This window comes from Sphingobacterium sp. UBA2610, from assembly GCF_002339225.1.
Taxonomy (GTDB): Bacteria; Bacteroidota; Bacteroidia; order Sphingobacteriales; family Sphingobacteriaceae; genus Sphingobacterium; species Sphingobacterium multivorum.
Map to the genome: position 1 here is coordinate 59,431 of NZ_DDKA01000034.1, position 23,958 is coordinate 83,388.

The following is a 23,958-nucleotide window of genomic DNA, read 5'->3' on the forward strand; positions in this document are numbered from 1 at the left end:
AACGATAGGGATATAGTACAATTCATAAGAAGCCAATAATAATTGTGTATAAAGGTAAATTTTTCTAAGTTTGATTCGTTTGAAAACGGTCTGGACTTCTTATATGATTATAGTTAGCAAATTTTGGACGAATTTCTTCTCTTTTGGAAAAGCCAATGCAATTACTATTTATCCTTTTATCTTTCTGAAAAGTACCTTTTTTAGACAGAACGAGGACTTGATTCGGCATGAGCGTATACATTTGCGGCAGGCGCTTGAATTAGGTATTCTCTTTTTCTATGTTTGGTATCTTCTTGAATTTGCCGTTCATTTTATTCAATTTCGGGATTTTGATAAAGCGTACCGGCGTATTTCGTTTGAGCGGGAAGCGTATGACAAGGAGGTGGAACCGGACTATTTGTCCAAAAGAAAAATATGGGCTTTTTGGCGATATCTTTAAAAGAATGGCTTATTTAACTCTGCTATAAAGCCGTCATAAGGTCGCAGGCACAACAGTTATGGGGCGAAAAAAGAAAGCGGTACCAAGAATATTCTTGGCACCGCTTTCTTTTATATCCTAGCAATGATTATCCCACTAATTTAAGATAAGTAGCCACTTGTTTTTTTAACTGTCTACGGTCGACAATGAAATCCAAAAACCCATGCTCAAGAACAAATTCTGAAGTCTGGAATCCTTTTGGAAGATCCTTTTTGATTGTTTCTTTAATGACACGAGGTCCTGCAAATCCGATTAATGCTCCCGGTTCTGCGATATTTACATCACCTAACATTGCGTAAGATGCTGTAACTCCTCCTGTGGTAGGGTCTGTCAATAAACAAACGTAAGGAAGTTCTGCTTTTGCCAATAACGCTAATTTAGCCGAAGTTTTAGCCATTTGCATTAATGAAAATGCGGCTTCCATCATCCGTGCACCACCTGATTTGGAGATTAGCATAAATGGAATTTTATGCTCAATACAATAATCTATCGAACGCGCGATTTTTTCACCAACGACAGATCCCATGGATCCGCCGATGAAACTAAAGTCCATACAAGCAATAACAATGTCTTGACCATTCATTTTTCCATGGCCAGAACGTAAAGCATCTTTAAGACCTGTTTTGGCTTGACTTTCCTTTAAACGTTCAGGGTATGGCTTTGAATCGAAAAATTCTAATGGATCACCAGAATTTAGATTAGGAAATAGTTCTGTGAATTCGTTATTGTCAAATAAAATTGAAAAATATTCTTTGGAGCCAATTCTTAAGTGGTGGCCACAATATTGACAAACATAGTCGTTTTCTACTTGTTCAAGATGCAACAATGGTTTTTTACATGTAGGACATTTGTTCCACATACCATCAGGTGCTTCTTTTTTATTAGCGGTAGCTGTGCTAATACCAGCTTTTTCTCTTTTAAACCAACTCATACGATAGTTCTTATTCGATTACAAACTTATATAAATTTGCTTTTATATACAATTATAATTGTGTTGAATGTACATGCCAAGCGATTAAAACTCCTTGTGTAACAGGGCTTCTATAAATAGGGGAAATGCGGGTAACAATTGGGATATACATGGTATTTAGCTGATTATTAGGTTAGAATTGAATTTCGGACCGGAAGATTAGTCAAAAAAAATGGGCATAAAAAAAGGGTAAGCTACTCCTATCGCACCGCTCAACCAAATACCCTTGCTTTGTTCCCAACCTGGGGGAGTCAATGGGAGCTGGTCGTAGAAGACTTACCCGCCACAAAAGTAGAAAAAAAAACAGTTTTAGGAAAGAAAAAACACCTTTTTATCTTATTCGGTTGATTATCATGGCAATAAATTGCATTTGATATCTTTTCATAGCACCAATTTATGGCGGAGTAGATTTGGTATTTGTGTAAAACAGCTAAAAATGGCGTGAAAAAAGCGCTTGACGAAGTCCATTTGCCGTAAATGTTCTTTTCAAAATGTCGGAAAGTTGCATAATCTGGCGTATGGAAGATCGACTTTGAATAAGCATAATCGGCTAATTTGCCTATTCAAAGTCGATCTCATTTTTGGAACTACATTTTCTCTTGGCTGTATTCACCCAATAGGGAATAATAGCCAAATAAGCCAAGTCCAATGGAGATTATGGGGGTCAAGATGCACAGGATAATGATTCCAAATACCAGATCTTCTTGATGTCCCGTTGAAATCTTTGGCAGCGCCAGTTCAAAAATGGAGAAGTAGGCTGTAAATAGAGCTAAAATGATCCATAAGATGCCGAGGAATTTTTTGAGGTTATTCATGGGGTGCTGAAGTTGATTTGTTGTTGATATAAATACTGCCTATGATAAAACATACAATGGCAATGATAATAGGGTACCACAAACCTGCAAGATAGAATTGCGGGGTATTGGATGCTTCGGCATTTGTCGTTAAATATGTCGATACAGCCGGAAGGAGTCCGCCGAATATTCCATTGCCAACATGATAGGGTAAGGACATGGATGTGTAGCGGATTTTTACGGGGAACAGTTCAACAAGGAATGCTGCAATGGGCCCGTACACCATCGTAATATAAATCACTTGTATAAAGATCAGCAGGACGAGCAGCATATAGTTTTTGCCTGCAATATGGACTGTGGTTTTGGTTGTTTGCTGCCCTTTCAGTTTACCGGATTGATGAATCATGCTGGCTCGAGTAACTTCCGTTTGGTCCTCATATTGTGTCTTGATGATGGAAATGGTTTCTGCAGTTTTTAATCCATGAGGGTTCTCCGTTGTTTCGTTCACCTTGACTTTCTGTTCGGTATTGGAAAGTTGGTACATGGATTCGTAAATCGGACGATAAGTCAATACGGCAAGTAACATCCCACCGAGCATGATCCATTTTCGCCCAATTTTGTCACTAAGCCACCCAAATACGACAAAAAATGGCGTTCCCAAGAGTAAGGCGATACCGAGGATGGTATCGGCTTGGTCAGATTGGAGGTGCATGACTGTTTTCATGAAACTCATCGAGTAAAACTGTCCGGTGTACCAAACAACGCCCTGCCCCATGGCTGCACCAAATAGCGCGAGCAGCACAAATTTGAGGTTGTAGCGGTTGCCAAAACTTTCTTTTAGCGGATTTGTACTTGTTTTCCCTTCCGCTTTGGCCTTGCTAAATTCGGGTGATTCCTTCATCTTCTTACGAATAAGATAGGAAACGTATACCATGACTAAAGAGAGGAGGAAGGGAAGCCGCCATCCCCAGGAATCAAATTGTGATTCGCTGAGAAAGCCTTTGGTAAGGAGGATGACGACCAGAGATATGAAAAGGCCAAAAGTAGCTGTTGTTTGTATCCAGGATGTCCAATAGCCCCGCTGGCCCAATGGAGCATGTTCGGCGACGTAAGTTGCCGCACCGCCATATTCTCCGCCTAGGGCAAGACCTTGTAAGAGACGAAGGATCAACACGAGCAGCGGTGCCCAAAAACCGATACTTTCATAACTGGGGATGCAACCGATGAGAAATGTTGCGCCGCCCATGAGCATTAAAGTTACCATAAACGTATATTTTCGACCGATAATATCGCCTAGTCGGCCAAAAAATAGAGCTCCAAATGGCCGGACGACAAATCCTGCAGCAAATGTGGCTAGGGTGGAAAGAAAAGCAGCTGTTGGATTTTCTGCCGGAAAGAATTTGGTGGAAATTACAATGGATAGGCTGCCAAAAATGAAAAAGTCATACCATTCAATAAGCGTTCCCATGGAGGAGGCTCCGATGACTTTCCAGATGCTTTTTGTATTGTTTTCGTTCATTAATTTTTGGTTTTTGGTTGGATATAAATGTACATTTTAATTGCGCTCCAAACGGCATTTCGGCGCTGTTGCATGATCGGAAAAGAGCTAATTCTTTTGAATTTCGGTCTGTCCGACTATTTTATAGCGTTTTCCGGGTAGGCTGTGAATGAGTGACTGCATTTCAAGTTCCAATAGGATTAAGGCCAATTTACTTTGTGGCCATTTTGTGAGGTCAATCATATGGTCTATTTCTAATTGTCCCTTTTGCTGAATGAGCGTAAAAAGGAGTTGTTGATCTTTTGTCAATGTCAAAGGAAGGCTAAGCTGTTGACCAACAGCTTTTGTACTGATTTCCCAATTCATGAGGTATTCCAGATCCTGAAGACCTCTAATCATATGCGCGCGGTTGGTTTTGATGAGGTAATTGGTGCCTTCAGAACTTTTTTCGTAAACGGCTCCTGGAAAGGCACATACATCGCGATTGTAGCTGTTGGCTATTTCGGCGGTAATCAAAGCACCTCCTTTAATTGCAGCTTCTACAACAATGGTGACATCCGCCATACCGGCTATGATGCGATTGCGCATAGGGAAGTTACTGCGTTCAGGTAATGTGTTGGATGTAAATTCTGTCAATAAACCTCCTTGATCTAGCATTTTTGTGGCAAGTTCACGATGGGATGCCGGGTAAATGCGATCGAGACCATGCCCTAATACAGCAACGGTGGGAATATTATTTTTTAGTGCGTTGCGATGTGCTAAAGCATCAATACCATAAGCAAGACCGCTTACGATTAAGGTGTCTTTGGAACCATTCATAGCCTCTAGCAGATCTTCGCATATTTTCTGGCCATAGTAGGTTGCATGTCTAGTGCCGACGATACTTATAATTTTTGTGCTGTTGAGTGGCTGATTCCCTTTATAATAGACAACAAGCGGAGCGTCTTCACATTGTCGTAGCCTATTTGGATAATTTTGGTCCCCCAGCCATAACGCTTGTATCTGATGTTTTTCGATAAAAGCAAGTTCTTTTTCACAGGCAGACATATAGCTTTTATTGTGTATGGCTTCTGCGATCGATTCCCGTATCCCAAGAATTTGCATCAAATCTTTTTTTGAGTAAGCAAATAAGTCTGCCAACTCGTGACCTTGGTCAATGATGTTACGCGCTGTCCTAGGGCCAATGCCCTTGATTTTCGTCAAAGCTATGGGATAAATTAGTTTCATAATCGGGTTTATTTAAATATAGGAAAAATATAAGTAGCTGTCATACTTTTTGTTAGAATTGCTTAGGCATATTATGTTTTTAAAGCAATGACAAAGTTCTTAGTCGAAGGCGATCGCGTGCCTGCTCGAAAATCCGCGGATCGCCATGGCATGAATGCGCTTTTCCTAAGCTTATTTGAGATATCAAGGAATGAAATATTGGCCGATTATGGAAAGAAGAAGAGGAATTGGTAACTTTGAGCGATTAATGATAATTTAACTATGGAAATAAAAGAACCTTTTGATATCGAATTGGGGGATGTAGTTTATTCTGTTTTCCCTGAGGAAGAAGATACGTATGTTATTTTTAAGGATGGTGTGGAATACGTAAAGATTATTAAAGACAATGATACAAACTGGCTGAAACTGAACCCAGAAACGGAGCTTCCTATGTTCGGTATGGATGAAGAAATCAATTTAATTGGCCTAGAAATTAAAAAAGAATTGGGTCTTTAGTCTCTTAAGTTAAAGATAGTTAAATGCTTTTTAATTTTATTTATAGTTGGTTATTTTAGTTTGTCAATTATAAATATGGTACGTATCGGATTTCTATCTTTATTGTTTTTCTGTGTCTACTTTTCATTTTATCGGCCGGGAGTTTTTGCCCATCCAGCGGAATTTTATTATCAAGATACCATTGGAAAAAAAGGCAGTCAAAAAGATACTTTACGTTTGGATACTGTTTCGATCAAGCGTAAATCAGCAGCGGATAAATGGGAAGAAAAAAAGGAGGAGTATAAGTCGATCTTTTTCTGGGGTGATACGAAAAATATGGTGACCTTGCCTCACCAGGGAGGAATTGCGGTCAATCTGAACAAGCTTTACAATAAATTCAGTCGAAAGGGACGAAATTCGCGGAAGCTTCAACGTCAGTTTGAAAAAGAATACCAACAGGATCTGATTCGCGAGGAATGGTATCCGCTGACTCAGGAATACAGTAAGTTGTCGGGAGATTCTCTGCGCAAATTTAGAATATACTATGAGCCTTCCTTAAAGTGGCTTCGTGAGAATGATCGGTATGAGAAGATTGCTTATATCCATCTGTGTTTAACGAACTACCTGGATTCTGTAGACATTATCCATAGGCGACTTCAATTTCCTATGGGTAATGCCAAACTTTAACTACATAGGTACGTATACCAGGTATTTTGTATCAAAGAAGTCTTCTTTAAAGTAACTGGAAAGCGGGTGTAATTCTGCTTTGAGCTTAGATTCTTTGATCTCTTCGGTGAGATCTCCGCCTTTCAAGTAAAGAATTCCATTAGGAATACCGTTTTTATCTTTTTTTGCGAATTTATTCTGTATCCAAGGCGTAAATTCTCCAAGTCTTGTCACAGCTCGTGATATCACAAAATCGTACTTGTCGTCGAGTTGTTCTGCGCGGATATGATCTGCTTCAACATTTTGGAGACCCAGTCCTGCAGCAACTTCGCGTACGACTTTTATTTTTTTGCCGATAGAATCGACCAAATGGAATTTGACTTCAGGAAACATAATGGCCATTGGGATACCTGGAAAGCCCCCGCCGGTTCCCACGTCCAAAATTTGTGTTCCTGGCGTGAGCTCTTGAACAAATTTAGCGATACCTAGCGAGTGTAACACATGGTGCAGGTAGAGGCTATCTATGTCCTTACGTGAAATGACATTGATTTGGCTATTCCAAAATGTATAGAGGTCGGCAAGTTTTGCAAACTGTTCTTTTTGAATATCCGTTAATTTTGGAAAATACTTATAGATGATATCAACTGTTGGATTCAAAGCTTAATGTTTTAAAAGTGAATTATTTCCAGCTTATTTTTTTCTTTTTTCTGCTGAAGATGCCATTGATGCAAATATAGAAATAGTAGATGAAGTCTACCAAAGGCAGCCACCAAATGAGTTCCTTTACTTCTAGTTTTTTATAGATGTTGGCAAATATTATCCATTGTGCGATCAGCCTTAGGAGGTAGGCTGTAACAGGAACATACCAGTACATTGGAAAGGCGATCGCTGTTGCGATAAGTGCTATGTAAAAGAAGACTGCCGATACCAGCTGGGTGCCCAGCATGCGCTGATGTCGCTTTTTGTAAATGGTAGAGGCGCCTGAGTGTCTTGCTTTTTGCTTGTAATAGCTCCTCCAGGTCGCTTTGGGTTCCGAATAGACAATGGCTTCGGCTGCCAGTGCAATGTTAACGTTGGTCGGATTTGCATTTTGGTTGACAAAAAGATCATCATCGCCGGATTTAATATGCATATGTGCTGCAAATCCTTTGTTACGAAAGAAAAGGTCTTTTTTGTAAGCCATGTTACGCCCTACTCCCATATAGGCATCGCCCTTTAGTGCATAGGAGAAGTAACTCATGGCAGTATGGCTGGTTTCAAATCGAATCAATAGATTTAGCAAGCTTTTTTTCTTGAAATAAGGAGAATAGCCTAGTACAATTTCTGTTTCCGGTCTGAAAGCTGCGGCAATTTCTTTGAGCCATTGATCGGATTGTGGCGCACAATCCGCATCGGTAAACACCAGTGTCTGGTGCTTTGATGCTTTGATCCCCATACTAACGGCAAACTTTTTACCATGTTTCAAGCGAATATGCTCTTTGATATCCACAATTTTTAAATTGGGATATTTTGCTTCGAAATCATGCAATATCCAAGGCGTATTGTCTGTTGAGAAGTCATTGACAACAATTACTTCAAAATTGGGATAGTCTTGATTCAGTACACTCGGAAGGAATTCAGGAATATTATCCTGCTCATTGTGCGCACAAATAATAACGGATAGCGGTGGGAATTCAGTTCCTTCTTGTACAGGTTCAATTTGATAACTACTCAATTTACTATATACAAATAAGATGTAGTACAATTGTATCAATAGGAAAAGACCCAATACTCCGAAAGCAATATATGGAAGATTGGCCAAAAATACGTGAAGGTCAAGCATAGCTCACAAAGATAAGTGCTTTCCGCAACTTTTTTATAGGGGAAAAATGATAATTTATTTTTGAAACATCCTGTTTGCAAATCTTTTTATAGTATTTTTGCAACGTATTCTAGGGATGAATCCGAGCTTGGGTGGAAATTAGGGAAGCTATAACGACTTTTTAAGTTGCAACTAGTTGAAAATGAGTTTTTAATTTTTCACTCCAAATGCCGATATCGCCATTTCCATGGCAAATCATTCTTTAAAATAGAAATAGTCTCAGAGGAAAAATATTAATGAAATTTACGCTACAAGCACAAGATAAGTTGTCAAAAGCACGTGCAGGTGTTGTCGAAACTGCACACGGTCCCATTCAAACACCTATTTTTATGCCTGTTGGTACGGCAGGTACAGTGAAAGCAATTCATCAACATGAATTGAAGAACGATATTGAAGCGCAGATTATTCTGGGTAATACGTACCACCTCTATTTACGTCCAGGGTTGAATGTGTTGAATAAAGCCGGCGGATTGCATAAATTCAATGGTTGGGATCGACCTATTTTAACAGATTCTGGTGGTTATCAAGTGTATTCGTTGACAGAAGTACGTAAGATCAAAGAAGAAGGGGTTACCTTTCGTTCCCATATCGATGGATCAAAACATCTATTTACACCAGAAAATGTAATGGATACACAGCGTATTATCGGTGCAGACATCATTATGGCATTTGATGAGTGTACGCCTTATCCATGTGATTATGGGTATGCACGTCGTTCTTTGGATATGACCCATCGTTGGTTGAAACGCTGTGTGGATCGTTTTGATAGCACAGATCCGCTATATGGATATGATCAGACTTTGTTTCCGATTGTTCAAGGATCTGTTTACAAAGATTTAAGAATAAAATCTGCGGAGACTATCGCTTCGTTTAACCGCGAAGGAAATGCGATCGGTGGATTATCGGTAGGCGAACCTGCGGAAGAAATGTATGCTATGACCGAAGTTGTCTGTGATATCTTACCGCATGACAAACCACGTTATCTTATGGGAGTAGGAACACCGGTAAATATTCTTGAAAATATTGCCTTAGGGGTGGATATGTTCGATTGCGTTATGCCAACCCGTAATGCTAGAAATGGCATGCTTTTCACACAAAATGGTATTATCAATATCAAAAATGAAAAGTGGAAAGACGATTTTTCACCAATAGAAGCGGAGAGTGATTTGCATGCAGATCAATTTTATTCGAAAGCCTATCTAAGGCATTTGATTAAATCACAAGAAATTCTTGGGGCACAAATTGCTTCTTTACATAATTTACATTTTTACCTTTGGTTGGTTAATCAGGCTAGGGAGCGAATCATTGATGGAACTTTCTACGATTGGAAAAACAAAATGGTGAAAATATTGGATCAACGTTTGTAGAACTAAATAGCTCAAGTAAAAAAATGCTGTCGTTAATCGATCGTTACATTATCAAAAAGTATCTAAGTACTTTTTTATTCACTATGGCGATATTTACTGTTGTCATGGTGGTTTTTGACGTGTCCGAACGATTGGATGATTTTTTAAAATATCATGCACCCCTCGATAAGATTATTTTTGAGTATTATGCGGGGTTTATTCCCTTTTACTTAAATTTTCTTTGTCCGCTGATCAACTTTATTGCGGTTATTTTCTTTACCTCCAAGATGGCGGACCAAACTGAAATTGTCCCAATTCTAAGTGCCGGGTATAGCTTTAACCGTTTGCTTCGTCCTTACATGATCGCTGCAACCCTGATATTTGCCATTTCTTTGGTATTCAACATTTTTATTATTCCGAATACGAATAAAATGAAGGTTGATTTTGAAAATATCTACGTAAAGCCACCCAAGGATAACTCGAGGGTTTCTACTCACATGCAATTGGACAAAAATAGCTATGTTTATATAGACAATTTTGATAATACAACCAAAACAGGATACGGCTTTGTACTTGAAATTTTCAAAGGGGATACCCTCAAGGAAAAAATGATGGCTGACCGTATTACTTGGGACTCGGTGGCAACAAAATGGAAGATCGAAGGATATACCAATCGTATTATCAATGGACTGCATGAACGCATGGACAAAGGAGCCGTTAAAGACACGACTTTGGATATGAAACCTTCGGATTTTGAGGTACGTGATAACATGTTTACCGCCATGGATACACGCGAATTAAATATCCGTATCCGTAAGGAGGAGATCAGGGGAACCGGAGTCATGAACGATTTATTACTTGAGAAATACAAGCGTTATGTGTATCCATTTTCAGCTTTTGTACTGACCTTGATGGGCGTGGCACTGTCCTCCAAGAAAGTGCGTGGGGGGATAGGATTGAGTCTTGGTATTGGTATCGCGCTAAGTTTTACGTATATCGTCTTTATACAATTTGCAACGATGTTTTCTTTGAAAGGGGGACTGCCACCGTTGATAGCCGTATTAATTCCGAATGTTACCTTCTTTTTGGTAGCATTATACCTGGCGATAAAAGCGCCAAAATAATTTTTTGTTCAGTTTTCAATAACTTCAGTGAGCTTGCCTTATAAAGGGAAATAATAGGTATTGCTCATCATTTCTATACAAATGTATTCTAGAGAATATGACTAAAATTCAATTAAATCGGAATATTCTAATTCTGCATTTAACAATACTTATTTGGGGGTTTACCGGAATTTTGGGTAGTCTGATTTCCGTATCTGCCCTTCATTTAGTGTGGTATCGTGTTGCAATAGCGTCTATCGCGCTGTTGATCTATTTCTTGGTAACCAAACAATCGATTGTAGTTTCGCGGAAACAGTTTCTCCAATTTTTTATGGTGGGGGCCGTTGTTGGACTGCATTGGGTATTATTTTTTTATTCGATCAAAGTATCTACCGTATCAGTAACATTGGTTACGCTATCCTCTGTAACTTTATTTACGGCAATATTGGAGCCTATTGTGAATAAAAAGCGCATTGCGCTATTGGATATTGTAGTTGGTTTGGTAATTATCATCGGTATTTATACGATCTTTTCTTTTGAAACACATTACCTCGTTGGTCTATTGGCGGGGCTTGGTTGTGCGTTTTGCGCGAGTATATTTTCTATCGCCAATGCGCGCATGGTTAAAAAATCGAGCCCAACCCTGATTACGTTCTATGAGATGATGGGGGCATGCTTCTGGATCAGCATATTGATGTTGTTTACAGGAGATTTCAATGCTGAAATGAATTTGGGGCAGCAAGATTTAATTTATCTGCTGTTGTTAGGTGTGGTTTGTACGGCGGTGGCTTATGTTATGGGCGTTGCTGTTATGAAGGAATTATCTGCTTTTACTGTTGCGCTAACAACCAACCTGGAGCCTGTTTATGGTATTCTGTTAGCGATGTTGATATTTGGGCAAAAGGAGACCATGAGCGGCGGATTTTATCTTGGAGCCTGTATTGTTCTGGGGGCTGTATTCACTTACCCTTATGTAAAGACCAAATTGGAAAATAGACAAAAAGATCTTATCGTCCGGAAATTACATTAAACAAAATAGGCAAGTCAAATGACTGGCTTGCCTATTTTGTTGACTATAGGTTATTGAAATGAAAACTCGCCAATCCCTACACTGCGTTCTTTATTGCGGTCCAGATAGATCGTAACAATTTTTCGTTCCTGCTTTCCACTGCTATAGTAGGTATAGATTTCAGCCATGACCGCTGCTGGACCTGCTAGGGTCAGGGAACCATCGTTAAAGAAATCAACTTCAATTTTATATTTTCCTTTTAGTGCTTTTTTCAATAAAAATTGTTCAGGGCCATAGCCGCCAGTAAAGTCATTGCTGAGTCGACCCCCAATCGCTGTGGCTGGATTACTATAAAAGCATTTTTCTTGATTTGGATCAGTTACCCAAAGGTCTATATCGGTATTTTGTGAATTCCAATTGATAACAACACGAATGTCAACCGGTAGGTCCGCAATCAATTTTTTGTTCACGGTAACTGTGGAGCTTGCAGCTTTGTTTGCTTTAATGAGATTATTGATTTCCATAACCAATGTTTCTTCAATACCGTCATCGCGGTCGGCGGCTTCCGGGGAGTAGCTCTGGGTCAAAATCCCATATAATTGTTCTAGTGCTTCCTTGAACATACCTTTGTCTTGTAAGACAAGGGCATAATCGCGGTGGCTTTGTGGATCCATTGGCCGCCATTTTAATACCTTAGCTGTAATGAATAGTGCATTGTCGTAATCGCCCCATTCCCGTAACTTATAAGAGATGGTTTTGTAGAGATCTGCATTTTCAATTTGTAAGTCTGCGAGTGCACTTAAAATGAGTAAGGCTTTGTCTCGATCTCCTCTATTGAAAAAGAAGTTTGCGACATCAAAATAAAAAGTTGGCGTTCCCATATACTGATTCCGAAGTTGGAGATAGCTTTTGTAAGGATCTTTGGATTGAATAAGGTCCTGTAAATAGGCTTGGTCTTCTTTGATTTCGGGGATGCTGATTTTTCCACGTATGTTGTTCATGGTGCTTGGCATTTGTAGGCCAGCTACACGTCCTTCTAAGGATTGAACAACAGCGAATTCCTGAAGAACGTCCTCAGATGCGGCCGCCCTCGCCAGTTCGCTGGTTGTTGCATGGGCAGTGCTTGCATTGCCAGTTGCCGAGATGCTTTTCGCTGAGGTTCCGTCAGATGAACGCGATTCTAAGGCTAGTGTAGGAGCTGCAGGACTAGCTGCGGGACGCGACGGAATGGGTGTAACAGGAGCAGCACCGGTAGCCATCTCTTCAGCAACGGCAGGTTCTGGAATGCGAATTAATCTTTTACGCTCTGGATATTTCTTTTTTTGCTGAAAATCGGTGTTCCACCAGGACTGAAGCTGTTTGGTAATGTCTTGAGCCTGATCCAACAAGTCTGCTACACGTTCTTCCTTTGCTATACGTTCTTCTTTTATGAGCCGATTAAATTCGGAAAGCAATTCGGCAGGTGGAGTTATTGCATAACGTATGTAATCTTCTGCAGTTTCCAGCACAATTAAGCTGGTATTTCGGGTAACAATACCGAACTGTTTACCAAGGGTTTCAATTTCTTCACGATTGTCTTCGTACTGAAGATCCAGCGCTTCAATTTTCTTTTGTGCCCAGATTTGCTGTAGATCAATTTCACCATGGTCAGGTTGCAGCGCTATACTAATCTCTTGTGGTGCTTGCTGCCCATCTCCTACAAGTACTGTGAGCTGCTTCAGTCCTGGAAGTTTCCCTATGCCTGCGATAGAAAAATTGGTTTGTATCGGGGCGCCTTTTTGAGGATAAACTTCCTCAAAATCATTTTTTTCTTTTATCCCAAGGTAAATAAGGTCTATTGTATTTAGATTATGATACGCTTCAGTTATTGAGGTATTGACTAAATTGATCATCTTTCCAATATGTTTCTGGGCGATTTGTTTTAGGACACCATAGTCCGACCCACTGGATGAAGTAATGCAATAGACTGGATTGTCAAGGCTCATTTTACTTTGACCAAATGTAGAAAGGCCGTCGCTAAACAGCAGGTAATTGCTGGCCTGTATTACTGTATTACACCGGCCTTTATTTGGCTATAATCTGTACCGCCATCGTAATCAATTCCTTTGATGTAGTTTTTGAGATCATTCCAATTACCTTGACATACCTGAAACGTATGCCCTTTTATAAAGCGGATGTCCAATAAGCCCAGATCAACAGTCATATTGGGGTTTTCTTTAAAAAAGAGATCTAATAGCGCGAGTTCCTTTTCTATATCTCTATTTTTACTGCTGAGCGAACGGTCCCATATAATTCCAATGCTGTGTCCCCATTTTTTCTGAGCAGGTTTTACGGAGTTGACGCTTGCATTGGCAAGAAAATAAAAGGTATTGTCATTATTTGCCTGAAATAGACCTGATGTTTCCCTGTTGTCTGTCGGCAGTTGAATGACTAAATTTCGCTGGGATTTAAACTGTTGTTTATGTAAAGAAGCTGTGTAATTGCTGTTATGTTGTGAGAATGCCAACGAACCATCTGGTTTCTCTGTGAAATCTGGCTTATGTGTGTCTTGAAAGACATGAATATCCAAGGCGAAATTTTCAATGGGGGACGTATAGTTTAAGGGTAGATGGTAGTAACGAGCCTGATCGGATGCTGTTGTCAGATTTTCCGAATAGCTGATCTGAACGGTGCGCCTCCCATTCGCTGGTAATGGGTAAATCCGAGTTCGAAAATTATTTCCTTCGACTTTTTCCAATAGGCCCGGGTCGACCCTACGTGTTTCTATACTTTCAAATACTTCGATACCTTTATTTTTATCGACTGGAACTGCCTGGCGTAATTTACCGTTGATATCTAGGGCGTAGCCGCTCACGGAGACACCTTCCGGCATAGGGAATGTCAGTTCGCCCTCGAGATCGCGATTGGTCTTATTGTCGAAAATCATTGTCATCGTCGTTTTGGCAATATTTCCAAAGATGACGACATCTACTTTGAGGTCTGCCAACATCACCTTGTTTTGCTGGCCATTGTCATTTTTAATTTTTAAGCTGGGTATTTCGCGTGTAGTTCTGATCTGAGATTTCGTATCCACATGGGAAAATACCAAAATTATGAAAAGGGCAATTATGATCTTTTTCATCTTTCTATGTTTAGTAGGTGAGGTCCGTGAATACATCAATGGTTCGCGGCACAATTAGCTTTTATTTTTCTAGTGATGCAGGAAAATTCAAAATTCCATAACCGCGGGTATTTAATTTTTATAGGGTGCTTTTTGCGATAGATGTAGTTTATTTAAACTTATGTTAATGATTGGCTAATATCTGGCAATTATGTTTGCATCAGTATTCGGACAGCCGGCCAAGCATAGATCGTTTAGATTAACCGTACTGTTTTATTAGGCATGCAAGGTGAGAGGAATAAAATTTGGTTATTCGAATAAACCTGAACAGCAGTAAGCATTATTTAAAAATTTGAACAGATGAAAAAAATATACAGTGTACTGGGGATGGCCCTATTGTGTGCTTCATGTAGTAAAGATGATGTGTCGCAGATTATTGACCCGATTGTGGAATTGATCTATCCCCAAAAGGCAATAGCAACAGATCCAAAAGTATTAAGTGATATTAATGGTGTAAAAGTGTATAATGGAGGCTATGGGTCATCGATGGTTCAAGATCCTACTGATAAATCCATATTTTATCTTTTAACTGATCGGGGACCGAATATTGATGGAACTGAAAGTGATAGCAAAGTATTTGCTACTCCAGCATTTGCACCACAGATCGGTAAATTTAGGTTAAAGGATAATACGCTAACATTAGAGTCTGTTATCGAATTAAAAAATAAAGATGGCGTGAAATTGAATGGTCTGCCAAATCCTGAAGGAAAGGGTGGTTCTGGGGAAAAAGCATTGGGGGTTGATGGTAAAGATCTAGGGAAAAGTGAGGATGGAATCGATTCCGAGGGACTAGCAAGGGCGGCGGATGGTTCTTGGTGGGTCAGTGACGAATACGGACCACATATCGTTCATTTTGACGCTTCGGGAAAAGAAATCGAACGGATTAATCCTTGGTCTACGGGTAAAAAGTTACCGTTAGTATTTGCCAAACGTCGCCCTAATCGCGGAATGGAAGGATTGACGCTTACACCAGACGGTAAAACACTGGTCGGAATCATGCAATTTCCACTGTATAATCCCTCTAAAGATGCGATTAAAAATTCGTTGGCAATCCGTATTGTTACGCTGGATATTGCGAGCGGCGCCACGAAACAATATGTCTATATGATGGAGCGTACCGATTTGCAGGCTGTGAGTGAAATCGCTGCCGTGAGCAATTCAACATTTATTGTCTTGGAACGTGATGGGGAATACGCGACAGAAGCAACTCGTTCTACTGTATTTAAGAGAATTTATAAAATAGATCTTTCTGGCGCAACAGATATCTCGGATGCGAATAATACCGCAACTGGGAAATTATTTGACGGTAAAACTGTCGAGGAACTCAAAGACGCGGCTACATTGGCTAAATATAATATTAAACCAGTCAATAAAACGTTGGTTGCCGATTTAATGACTGACATCAAGGAATTGTATCCGCATGATAAAGCAGAAGGCTTGGCTGTTATTAATCCATCCCTGATTGCGGTATGTAATGATGATGATTTTGGGGTAACCGGAAAAGGTTTCTATGAGTCGAAAATATTACCTTACATAAAGACTGTAGATAAAAACAGCATTTATTTCGTTAACCTTAAGGACCCACTGAAATAGGGACTAATGACTGATTATAAAAAGGTCCGTTGAATTCTCAACGGACCTTTTTATAATTTTATACTGTTCACGCTTTTGCTCTTATCGCTAAAGATTATACGATGGCTTGGTGTACCACTTGTATGAACTCTCTGTTGAGCGCGGCCTACTTTTAAGCATTTATTGTGGTCAGGAAGTCTTTGCTTTCAAGCTCTGAATAACCCATTAGGTATTCATCGACTTTTCGAGCACATTCGCGTCCTTCGGAGATGGCCCAAACAACAAGTGATTGGCCTTTACGGCAGTCTCCGGCTGTAAAGATATTATCAATTGTCGTTTGGTAGTCTTTGTCATTTGCAAGGATATTTCCTTTTTCATCTACACGAACACCTAACTGTTCTAAGAGCGTATGTTCAGTATGTTGATAACCAATAGCCAGTAATACGAGGTCTGCCGGTATTTCACGGATCTCGGATTCTCCTAAGCGGGTTCTTTTTCCAAATTCATCAACTTCGTATTGAACTTCCTTGATTTTTACTCCCTTAATATGACCATTTTCGTCTTGGACAAATTCCTGGGTTTCTGTAGCCCAAAGTCTTTCACAGCCTTCTTCTTGGGAAGAGGAGGTTCCGAATGTGAGCTTGTCCATCGGCCAAGGATTGTTCTTTAGGCGATGTTTAGATGGTGTAGGTTTGCGGGCAATCTGTGTAATACTTTTTGCACGATGACGATTGGATGTACCAATACAGTCTGATCCGGTATCACCGTCACCGATGACAACAACATGTTTGTCTGTTGCCAAGATGCGGTCTTGTTCGATAGCTATTCCGCTTACTTCTTTATTCTGTTGGGTCAAAAAGTCCATAGCGAAATGTATGCCTTTAGCTTCATGTCCCGGCAATTGCATATGCCAAGGAACGGTTGAGCCGGTGGCCAATATAACTGCATCATAAGCTTTTAATTCATAAAAGCTGATATCTTTGCCAACTTCTGTGTTAACCTTGAATTCTATTCCCGATTCTTTCATGAGATTGACACGGCGATCGATCACCGATTTTTCTAATTTAAAATCCGGAATACCGTAACGGAGTAAACCTCCAACCTGGTCATCACGTTCGAAGACGATAACATCGTGCCCAGCCTTATTGAGCTGAGCGGCAGCCGCTAGTCCTGCTGGACCAGAGCCCACGACAGCGACGCGTTTGCCTGTTTTTAAATAGCTTTTATGTGCTTTGACATAACCCTTTTTAAAAGCAATCTCAATAATATGTTTTTCGATTTCCTCAATAGTGATCGGAGTACTATGTATGCCCAGTACACAGGCTGATTCGCATGGTGCCGGACATATTCTACCTGTAAATTCAGGAAAGTTATTGGTGGAGGACAAAATCTGATAGGCCTCTTCCCATTTTCCATCGTATACGGCATCGTTAAATTCAGGGATGACATTGCCCAGTGGGCAACCTGAATGGCAAAATGGAATGCCGCAATCCATACAGCGTGCAGCTTGCTTATTGAGCTCATTCTCTGAATATCCTTTATTGAATTCCTTAAAGTGCTTTATGCGACCTTCCACAGCTTCTTTTGTCGGAAGCACGCGCTCAAATTCTTTAAAACCTGTAATTTTTCCCATGATCTGTGCTTCCTATATTATGCTTCCACTAATTTTTGACGAATGACATTTTTGTATTCTCTAGGGAATACCTTAATGAATTTATTTTTTTCTCTTGACCAGTTTTGCAGGATGAAATCTGCTCTACGGCTATTGGTAAGCAAAATATGACGTTTCAGCAAAGCGATAATTGCGGTTTCGTCTTCACTTTCCAATGGATCCAGATCAACCATTTCCTGATTACAGTTTTCGCGGAAATCTTCGTTAATGTCGTAGATCCATGCGATACCACCGCTCATTCCGGCAGCAAAGTTACGACCCGTTGCCCCTAAGATCAGTGCACGACCTCCAGTCATGTACTCACAGCCATGGTCACCAACACCCTCAACGACAGCTGTTGCACCTGAGTTACGTACAGCGAAGCGTTCGCCGGCCTGTCCGTTGACGAATAGATGTCCGGATGTTGCTCCAAATAGTGCAACGTTGCCGATAATGATATTATCTTCCGGTACGAGAGCACTTTCTGCAACTGGATAGATTGCTAGCTGAGCTCCTGATAGCCCTTTTCCAACATAATCATTGGCTTCACCTTGTAATTCAAATGAAAGACCCTTTGTTGAAAATGCACCGAAACTTTGTCCGGCCGAACCTTCAAATTTGAAATTGATGGTATTATCAGGCAGGCCTTCAGAACCGTAGAGTTTTGAAATTTCATTGGATAACATTGTTCCGATCGTACGGTCTGTATTTTTGACCTTAAAGGTGCCAAACACAGGAGTTTTGCTCTCAAGAGCTAATTTAGACTGTTTTAATAAGCCCCAATCCAAGATCATGGCCATACCGTGATCCTGCTCTTCGGTATTGTATAACGATTGTCCAGGCTCGTTACGTTCCACGTGCAAGATGTCGGTAAAGTCAATTTTCTTTGCTTTCCAATGATCGATATTTTCACGTTTTTTTAAGAACTGGGCTCTTCCCACCATTTCGTTGATGGTACGGAAGCCTAGATAAGCCATTGTTTCACGGACCTCCTCTGCAAGGAAGGTAAATAAGTTGACAATATCTTCTGGTTTTCCAGAGAATAATTTACGCAGTTCTGGATCTTGGGTTGCAACACCTACAGGACATGTATTAAGATGGCATTTACGCATCATGATACAGCCGCCGGCAACCAATGCTGCTGTCGATACGCCCCATTCCTCAGCGCCCAATAGTGTAGCGATGATGATGTCGCGACCTGTTTTCACCTGGCCGTCCGCTTGTAATACGACGCGACTGCGCAATTTGTTTTTAACAAGTGTCTGATGCGCTTCTGCAAGGCCTAATTCCCAAGGTAGTCCAGCATGCTTGATTGAACTGATTGGAGATGCACCTGTACCACCATCAAATCCTGCAATAAGAATGACGTCGGCATGGGCTTTTGCAACTCCGGCAGCAATGGTACCAACACCAGCTTTAGAGACCAATTTTACGTTGATTCTTGCTTGACGGTTAGCATTCTTTAGATCAAAGATCAGCTGCGCTAAATCTTCGATAGAGTAAATATCGTGATGGGGTGGTGGTGAAATCAGACCGACACCCGGTGTCGAGTGTCTGGTTTTTGCAATCCAGGCATCCACTTTGGGGCCAGGTAATTGACCTCCTTCTCCCGGTTTTGCACCTTGGGCCATTTTGATTTGTAGTTCGTCCGCTTGTGTCAGATAATTGGACGTGACACCAAAACGAGCCGAGGCAACCTGTTTAATTGCCGAGCGCATAGAATCTCCATTGGGAAGCGGTTGATAACGCAATTCATCTTCTCCACCTTCACCGGTGTTCGATTTTGCACCGATGCGGTTCATGGCGATGGCAAGGGTACTATGCGCTTCGTGGGAAATTGACCCAAAGGACATCGCCCCGGTTGCGAAACGTTTTAGAATTTCACTAGCAGGTTCTACTTGCTCCAACGGAATAGAGTTGCGATGTTTTGCAAAGTCCAACAATCCACGAAGGGTAAACATATGTTCCTTCTGCTCATTGATTTTCTGTGCATATTTTTTATAGGTTGCGTAGTCTCCGGTGCGACAGGCCTGTTGCAATAGGTGAATCGTGTCGGGATTCCAAAGGTGGCCTTCACCGCGGCGTTTCCATTGGTAAATACCGCCTTCTGGCAATAGATTTTGCGGTGTACGGCTTTTTTCAAATCCACGCCAGTGTTTCGAGAGGGCTTCTTTGGCAAGATCATCTAATGTCATGCCACCGATACGTGAGACTGCTCCGCAGAAAAATTTATCAACGACAGATTTGTCGATGCCGAGTACCTCGAAGATCTGTGCTCCGTGGTAGGATTGCAATGTGGAGATCCCCATTTTGGAGAAAATTTTCAACAGACCATTATTGACGGCCTTGACGTAGTTTTTTGATAATTCTGGCCAAGTGAGCTCTGTATCTAAGGTATTTTGTTCCTTCATCGTACGGATGCTCGCCAATGCCATATAAGGGTTGATCGCAGTGGCACCGAAAGCTAATAGGCAGGCAAAATGGTGCACTTCCCAAGCATCACCGGCTTCGACCACGAGACCTACAGCGCCACGGTTACCTGTTTTGATCAAGTGGTGATGGACGGCCGAAACAGCTAGTAACGATGGTATCGCCGCGTGTTTGGAATCGATCGCACGATCTGAGAGAATTAAGACTTCAAAACCATCACGTACGGCATCATCCGCATAGCGGCACAAGCGTTCCAGACCTGCTTCCAATGATCCAGGTTTACCATCAGAGCGGAAATAAGACTGAATGGTTTTTGCTTGGAACAATCCTGTATCGATCGAACGCAATTTCTCCAGTTCTTTGGAGGTCAAGATTGGATGCGGCAAAGTCACACAGTGACAGAATTTCTTGTCTTCGATCAGGATATTGCCTGCATTACCGATGAATGTTGCTAAACTCATGACCAAGCGTTCGCGAATCGGATCGATTGGCGGGTTGGTTACTTGGGCAAAAAATTGCTTAAAATAACTTGAAATATGCTGTGGTTGATCGGAAAGAATGGCCAGCGGAACATCGGACCCCATGGAGCCTGTCGGTTCGTACCCTGTCAATGCCATTGGAGTCAGGATGGTTTCCAGATCCTCGCGGGAGAAACCAAATGTCTTTTGATATTTGAAAACGGAATCTTTGGAAAGATAGGTGTAGGTTACACGAGGTTCTTCCAGTTCTTCCAGTTTGATTTTGTAATTGTCCAACCAATCGCTATAGGGCTGCTGGTTGATCAGCTGGTCTTTTACTTCGTTATCGGTGAGGATACGGCCCTGTTCCATGTCGACAAGAAAAATCTTGCCTGCTTGTTGACGGCCTTTTTTGATGATGGTAGACTCCTCGATCGGAAGAGCTCCCGCTTCAGAAGCAACAACGACGCGGTCGTCTGAGGTTACGGCATAACGTAGTGGACGTAAGCCGTTGCGGTCTAATGTAGCGCCAATATGCTTACCATCGGTGAAGCAGAGTGCTGCAGGACCGTCCCAAGGCTCCATCAACGTCGCATGGTATTCGTAGAAAGCACGTTTTAGAGGATCCATTTGTGTATTGCCATCCCAAGCTTCAGGGACTAACATCAACATGACATGGGTGAGGCTACGACCACTGTGTAAAAGAAGTTCCGCTACATTGTCAAGGCAGGCCGAATCGGACTGACCACGGTCAACGATTGGAAGTAAGATTTCCATCTCTTCTTCTGTAAAATAGGGCGATGATAAAGCGCGCATACCTGCATAAAACCAATTCAGGTTACCTGTCAACGTGTTGATCTCGCCATTGTGTGCCAGCATACGGAATGGCTGTGCGAGGGACCATGAAGGGAAGGTATTGGTGGAAAAGCGCGAGTGAACTAAGCCAAAAGCAGATACCACACGAGGATCGCGTAAATCAAGATAATAAGTTCCGACCTGGTATGTTGTTAATTGACCTTTGTAAATAATTGTTTTGCAAGAAAGCGATGCAAAGTAAAGCGGGAGAGGGTATTCTTGTTGTTGTTTAACTTTTTGAATGATCAGGCGACGTAGTACAAAAAGTTTGCGTTCAAATTCTTCAGTGTTTGAAACGCCGTCCGGTCTGCTAACAAAAAATTGGACTATTTCAGGTTCTGCACTGAGCGCTGTTGGTCCAATACCTTCACGATTGACTGGTACTGGACGGTAGCCAAGGAATTTCATACCCCTTTCTGCTGCCGCTTCCTCAATCAAATCCCGACATATTTTGTTCATGTCTTCTTCTTTTGGAAGAAAGACCATACCTGTGCCATAATAACCTGGCTCTTCCAATTGTATACCCAAGTTGATACATTCTTCCCATAAAAATTCATGGGGAAGCTGGATCATGATACCCGCTCCATCACCGCTTTCTGGGTCACAGCCACAAGCACCACGGTGCTCCATATTCTCCAACATGGTTAATGCATCTTTTACTTGTGCGTGTGATTTATTCCCTTTGATATGGGCGACAAAGCCTACCCCACAGGCGTCATGCTCAAAATTAGGGTCGTAGAGGCCCTCCGTTTTCGGTCTTTGTTGAATCATCTTTCCTTTTCAAATATTATACATTGCTAATATAGGAATAAAAAACGGAAATATTATAAATATTATAATGAAAATGTATTTAGTTTGATTTTATCATTTCTTTTGATATGTTTTATTGCCGATATTGTATTTGATATTCGCCGCAATCAATTCAGTTTGATGCATCGCTGAATAATGCAACATTTGGCAATATTTTTTGTGGGATATGGAAAAATCATCCCAAGATTGCAAGAATATATATAAATTAGGCAAAGTATTGCATATCCTTTATGCTGTATCGACATGGCTTAACTAAAGAGTGAGATGAAAATAACTGAAATTGAAATTTATCGACTAAGCATTCCTATGGAACCTTTTGTTATCGCAACAGGGACGATGGATTATGCGCAAAATACTTTTATACGTATATATACAGATGCTAATATATATGGTGTGGGCGAATGTTCTGCCTTTCCGATGATCGTAGGAGAAACACAAGATACTTGTTTAGTTCTGGCAAGGGATTTTGCAAAGATTTGGAAGGGGCGCGATCCTTTGGCTATAGAAGAGCGTTTGGCAGAATTGGACCTATATATCGCCGGTAACAAGACGATCAAATCAGCTTTTGATATGGCCTTGCATGATCTGGCGGCCAAACATGCTGGTCTGCCACTTTATCAATTTCTAAAGGGAGCGAAGCGAGAGATTACGACAGATATCACCTTGGGAATTGCGTCTCCAGAAGAGATGGCGTTGAAAGCAAAACGTTTACAGAGCGAAGGTGCGGTCATGTTGAAAGTTAAGTTGGGAAAGGATCCAAAAACAGATATTGCGCGTATACGTGAAATACGTAAGGCTGTTGGATTCGAAATGCCTATTCGTGTTGATGCAAACCAAGGCTGGTCTTATGAGGAGGCATTAGAAGCATTACAGGGGTTGGAACCTTATAAGATACAATTTTGCGAGCAACCGATGCGTACATGGGACGACGAATATTTACCGCAATTGCGTGCAGAAACAATTGTTCCCGTGATGGCGGATGAATCCGTTTATTCTCAACATGACGCAGAGCGTCTCTGCAAAGCGGATGCTTGCGATTATATCAATATTAAATTTTCGAAATCAGGAGGCATACAGGAAGCCTTAAAAATTAATCATATTGCCGCGGAATACGGTATTACTTGTATGATCGGAGGGATGTTGGAATCTCGCTTGGCTTTAGCAGCTAAAGTACATTTCGCTTATGCTGCACCGAATGTCAAGTTTTTTGATCTGGACACCTGTATGGTTGGCCATCTGAAGGACCCTGTTATAGGTGGGATTCAATATGATGGATACAAAATACATATCTCAGACCAAATTGGAATCGGAGCAGATATGGAACAGACATTTTTAGATCAATGCGAGAAATGGATCATTTAAATTGAAAAAATATGAATAGTATGAACTGGGGAATAGGGACACAAGAGATTATTGTCCTGATTATTATCATTATCTTTTTGATAGCGGCCTTTTTGTTTTTCTCTAAGTTGTTGAAAAAGTAGGTTTTAATTGCCTTTTTTTGATTGAATTCCTTCTGTGAACTTGTTTTTCAGTTTTATAACTTATTTTTAAGTTGTAAAACTGAAAAATAAGTTATAGCTTTATATTAGTATA

The 23,958-nt window shown here is 40.9% G+C and carries 19 protein-coding genes and 1 other RNA gene; 9 read left to right on the forward strand and 11 right to left on the reverse strand.

Going from position 1 to position 23,958, the window contains the following annotated elements; translation table 11 throughout:
• Positions 1 to 103: 103 nt before the first annotated feature.
• Positions 104 to 439, forward strand: a complete 336-nt coding sequence (locus tag B4Z47_RS23280) for a hypothetical protein (protein WP_286728021.1) — start codon at positions 104 to 106, stop codon at positions 437 to 439.
• A 127-nt stretch (positions 440 to 566) separates the two neighbouring features.
• Here the strand turns inward: B4Z47_RS23280 and accD are convergent, their stop codons facing one another.
• From accD to dprA, 5 genes are all read right to left on the reverse strand, one after another.
• Positions 567 to 1,409 carry an acetyl-CoA carboxylase, carboxyltransferase subunit beta gene (gene accD, locus B4Z47_RS23285; RefSeq protein ID WP_286728023.1) on the reverse strand — a complete coding sequence of 281 codons (843 nt, stop codon included), beginning with the start codon at positions 1,407 to 1,409 and terminating at the stop codon, positions 567 to 569.
• Between the two features lie 223 nt (positions 1,410 to 1,632).
• Positions 1,633 to 1,730, reverse strand: an RNA gene (gene ffs / locus B4Z47_RS23290) — signal recognition particle sRNA small type.
• Between the two features lie 305 nt (positions 1,731 to 2,035).
• Entirely contained in the window at positions 2,036 to 2,263 is a 228-nt protein-coding gene (locus tag B4Z47_RS23295; protein ID WP_112373807.1) for a DUF6814 family protein, read from the reverse strand.
• Entirely contained in the window at positions 2,256 to 3,761 is a 1,506-nt protein-coding gene (locus B4Z47_RS23300) for an MFS transporter (RefSeq protein WP_204990942.1), read from the reverse strand. Before B4Z47_RS23300 ends, B4Z47_RS23295 begins: the two co-directional genes overlap by 8 nt.
• 87 nt (positions 3,762 to 3,848) lie before the next feature.
• Positions 3,849 to 4,967, reverse strand: coding sequence for a DNA-processing protein DprA (gene dprA, locus B4Z47_RS23305; RefSeq protein ID WP_070560690.1), 1,119 nt, complete (start codon positions 4,965 to 4,967; stop codon positions 3,849 to 3,851).
• An 87-nt stretch (positions 4,968 to 5,054) separates the two neighbouring features.
• Here dprA and B4Z47_RS23310 point away from each other — a divergent pair, with 87 nt between their 5' ends.
• From B4Z47_RS23310 to B4Z47_RS23320, 3 genes are all read left to right on the forward strand, one after another.
• Complete coding sequence (locus B4Z47_RS23310) at positions 5,055 to 5,201, forward strand: hypothetical protein (protein ID WP_286728026.1); 147 nt, start codon at positions 5,055 to 5,057, stop codon at positions 5,199 to 5,201.
• Between the two features lie 27 nt (positions 5,202 to 5,228).
• Positions 5,229 to 5,462, forward strand: a complete 234-nt coding sequence (locus B4Z47_RS23315; RefSeq protein ID WP_112373805.1) for a hypothetical protein — start codon at positions 5,229 to 5,231, stop codon at positions 5,460 to 5,462.
• Between the two features lie 75 nt (positions 5,463 to 5,537).
• Positions 5,538 to 6,128, forward strand: coding sequence for a hypothetical protein (locus B4Z47_RS23320; protein ID WP_286728029.1), 591 nt, complete (start codon positions 5,538 to 5,540; stop codon positions 6,126 to 6,128).
• On the opposite strand, the gene rsmG is transcribed toward B4Z47_RS23320, so the two are convergent.
• A complete protein-coding gene (rsmG, locus tag B4Z47_RS23325; protein ID WP_112373803.1) occupies positions 6,129 to 6,764 on the reverse strand; it encodes a 16S rRNA (guanine(527)-N(7))-methyltransferase RsmG in 636 nt (211 codons plus the stop codon).
• A 22-nt stretch (positions 6,765 to 6,786) separates the two neighbouring features.
• Positions 6,787 to 7,929 (reverse strand): glycosyltransferase, encoded by a 1,143-nt coding sequence (locus B4Z47_RS23330; RefSeq protein WP_075991062.1) that lies wholly within the window; start codon positions 7,927 to 7,929, stop codon positions 6,787 to 6,789.
• Positions 7,930 to 8,204: 275 nt separating this feature from the next.
• Between B4Z47_RS23330 and tgt the strand changes: the two genes are divergently transcribed.
• From tgt to B4Z47_RS23345, 3 genes are all read left to right on the forward strand, one after another.
• On the forward strand, positions 8,205 to 9,335 hold the full coding sequence (gene tgt, locus B4Z47_RS23335; protein WP_075991063.1) for a tRNA guanosine(34) transglycosylase Tgt: 1,131 nt from the start codon (positions 8,205 to 8,207) through the stop codon (positions 9,333 to 9,335).
• A gap of 26 nt (positions 9,336 to 9,361) precedes the next feature.
• Positions 9,362 to 10,438, forward strand: coding sequence for an LptF/LptG family permease (locus tag B4Z47_RS23340; RefSeq protein WP_075994638.1), 1,077 nt, complete (start codon positions 9,362 to 9,364; stop codon positions 10,436 to 10,438).
• A gap of 97 nt (positions 10,439 to 10,535) precedes the next feature.
• Positions 10,536 to 11,447, forward strand: coding sequence for a DMT family transporter (locus B4Z47_RS23345; RefSeq protein ID WP_075991064.1), 912 nt, complete (start codon positions 10,536 to 10,538; stop codon positions 11,445 to 11,447).
• Positions 11,448 to 11,497: 50 nt separating this feature from the next.
• Here B4Z47_RS23345 and B4Z47_RS23350 read toward each other — a convergent pair whose 3' ends face one another.
• Positions 11,498 to 13,411, reverse strand: a complete 1,914-nt coding sequence (locus B4Z47_RS23350; protein WP_286728032.1) for a DUF2135 domain-containing protein — start codon at positions 13,409 to 13,411, stop codon at positions 11,498 to 11,500.
• 59 nt (positions 13,412 to 13,470) lie between these two features.
• The gene (locus tag B4Z47_RS23355) at positions 13,471 to 14,547 is read right to left on the reverse strand and encodes a VIT domain-containing protein (RefSeq protein ID WP_286728033.1); all 1,077 of its coding nucleotides are present in this window, start codon (positions 14,545 to 14,547) and stop codon (positions 13,471 to 13,473) included.
• 339 nt (positions 14,548 to 14,886) lie between these two features.
• Between B4Z47_RS23355 and B4Z47_RS23360 the strand changes: the two genes are divergently transcribed.
• Complete coding sequence (locus B4Z47_RS23360; protein ID WP_216640434.1) at positions 14,887 to 16,179, forward strand: esterase-like activity of phytase family protein; 1,293 nt, start codon at positions 14,887 to 14,889, stop codon at positions 16,177 to 16,179.
• 151 nt (positions 16,180 to 16,330) lie between these two features.
• Here the strand turns inward: B4Z47_RS23360 and B4Z47_RS23365 are convergent, their stop codons facing one another.
• Positions 16,331 to 17,791, reverse strand: a complete 1,461-nt coding sequence (locus B4Z47_RS23365) for a glutamate synthase subunit beta (protein ID WP_075991066.1) — start codon at positions 17,789 to 17,791, stop codon at positions 16,331 to 16,333.
• Positions 17,792 to 17,808: 17 nt separating this feature from the next.
• Entirely contained in the window at positions 17,809 to 22,323 is a 4,515-nt protein-coding gene (gltB, locus tag B4Z47_RS23370) for a glutamate synthase large subunit (RefSeq protein WP_046674106.1), read from the reverse strand.
• A 303-nt stretch (positions 22,324 to 22,626) separates the two neighbouring features.
• On the opposite strand from gltB, the gene B4Z47_RS23375 reads away from it, so the two are divergent.
• On the forward strand, positions 22,627 to 23,724 hold the full coding sequence (locus B4Z47_RS23375) for a mandelate racemase/muconate lactonizing enzyme family protein (RefSeq protein WP_070560672.1): 1,098 nt from the start codon (positions 22,627 to 22,629) through the stop codon (positions 23,722 to 23,724).
• The last annotated feature ends 234 nt before the right edge of the window (positions 23,725 to 23,958 follow it).

What these genes read in the sequence shown, in the direction of transcription:
- gltB (WP_046674106.1), bottom strand. Translation starts at nt 22,323, where the DNA reads ATGATTCAACAAAGACCGAAAACGGAGGGCCTCTACGACCCTAATTTT.
- B4Z47_RS23295 (WP_112373807.1), bottom strand. Translation starts at nt 2,263, where the DNA reads ATGAATAACCTCAAAAAATTCCTCGGCATCTTATGGATCATTTTAGCT.
- B4Z47_RS23350 (WP_286728032.1), bottom strand. Translation starts at nt 13,411, where the DNA reads ATGAGCCTTGACAATCCAGTCTATTGCATTACTTCATCCAGTGGGTCG.
- B4Z47_RS23365 (WP_075991066.1), bottom strand. Translation starts at nt 17,791, where the DNA reads ATGGGAAAAATTACAGGTTTTAAAGAATTTGAGCGCGTGCTTCCGACA.
- B4Z47_RS23315 (WP_112373805.1), top strand. Translation starts at nt 5,229, where the DNA reads ATGGAAATAAAAGAACCTTTTGATATCGAATTGGGGGATGTAGTTTAT.
- B4Z47_RS23280 (WP_286728021.1), top strand. Translation starts at nt 104, where the DNA reads ATGATTATAGTTAGCAAATTTTGGACGAATTTCTTCTCTTTTGGAAAA.
- B4Z47_RS23375 (WP_070560672.1), top strand. Translation starts at nt 22,627, where the DNA reads ATGAAAATAACTGAAATTGAAATTTATCGACTAAGCATTCCTATGGAA.
- B4Z47_RS23360 (WP_216640434.1), top strand. Translation starts at nt 14,887, where the DNA reads ATGAAAAAAATATACAGTGTACTGGGGATGGCCCTATTGTGTGCTTCA.
- B4Z47_RS23355 (WP_286728033.1), bottom strand. Translation starts at nt 14,547, where the DNA reads ATGAAAAAGATCATAATTGCCCTTTTCATAATTTTGGTATTTTCCCAT.
- tgt (WP_075991063.1), top strand. Translation starts at nt 8,205, where the DNA reads ATGAAATTTACGCTACAAGCACAAGATAAGTTGTCAAAAGCACGTGCA.
- B4Z47_RS23310 (WP_286728026.1), top strand. Translation starts at nt 5,055, where the DNA reads ATGACAAAGTTCTTAGTCGAAGGCGATCGCGTGCCTGCTCGAAAATCC.
- B4Z47_RS23345 (WP_075991064.1), top strand. Translation starts at nt 10,536, where the DNA reads ATGACTAAAATTCAATTAAATCGGAATATTCTAATTCTGCATTTAACA.
- B4Z47_RS23320 (WP_286728029.1), top strand. Translation starts at nt 5,538, where the DNA reads ATGGTACGTATCGGATTTCTATCTTTATTGTTTTTCTGTGTCTACTTT.
- accD (WP_286728023.1), bottom strand. Translation starts at nt 1,409, where the DNA reads ATGAGTTGGTTTAAAAGAGAAAAAGCTGGTATTAGCACAGCTACCGCT.
- dprA (WP_070560690.1), bottom strand. Translation starts at nt 4,967, where the DNA reads ATGAAACTAATTTATCCCATAGCTTTGACGAAAATCAAGGGCATTGGC.
- B4Z47_RS23300 (WP_204990942.1), bottom strand. Translation starts at nt 3,761, where the DNA reads ATGAACGAAAACAATACAAAAAGCATCTGGAAAGTCATCGGAGCCTCC.
- B4Z47_RS23330 (WP_075991062.1), bottom strand. Translation starts at nt 7,929, where the DNA reads ATGCTTGACCTTCACGTATTTTTGGCCAATCTTCCATATATTGCTTTC.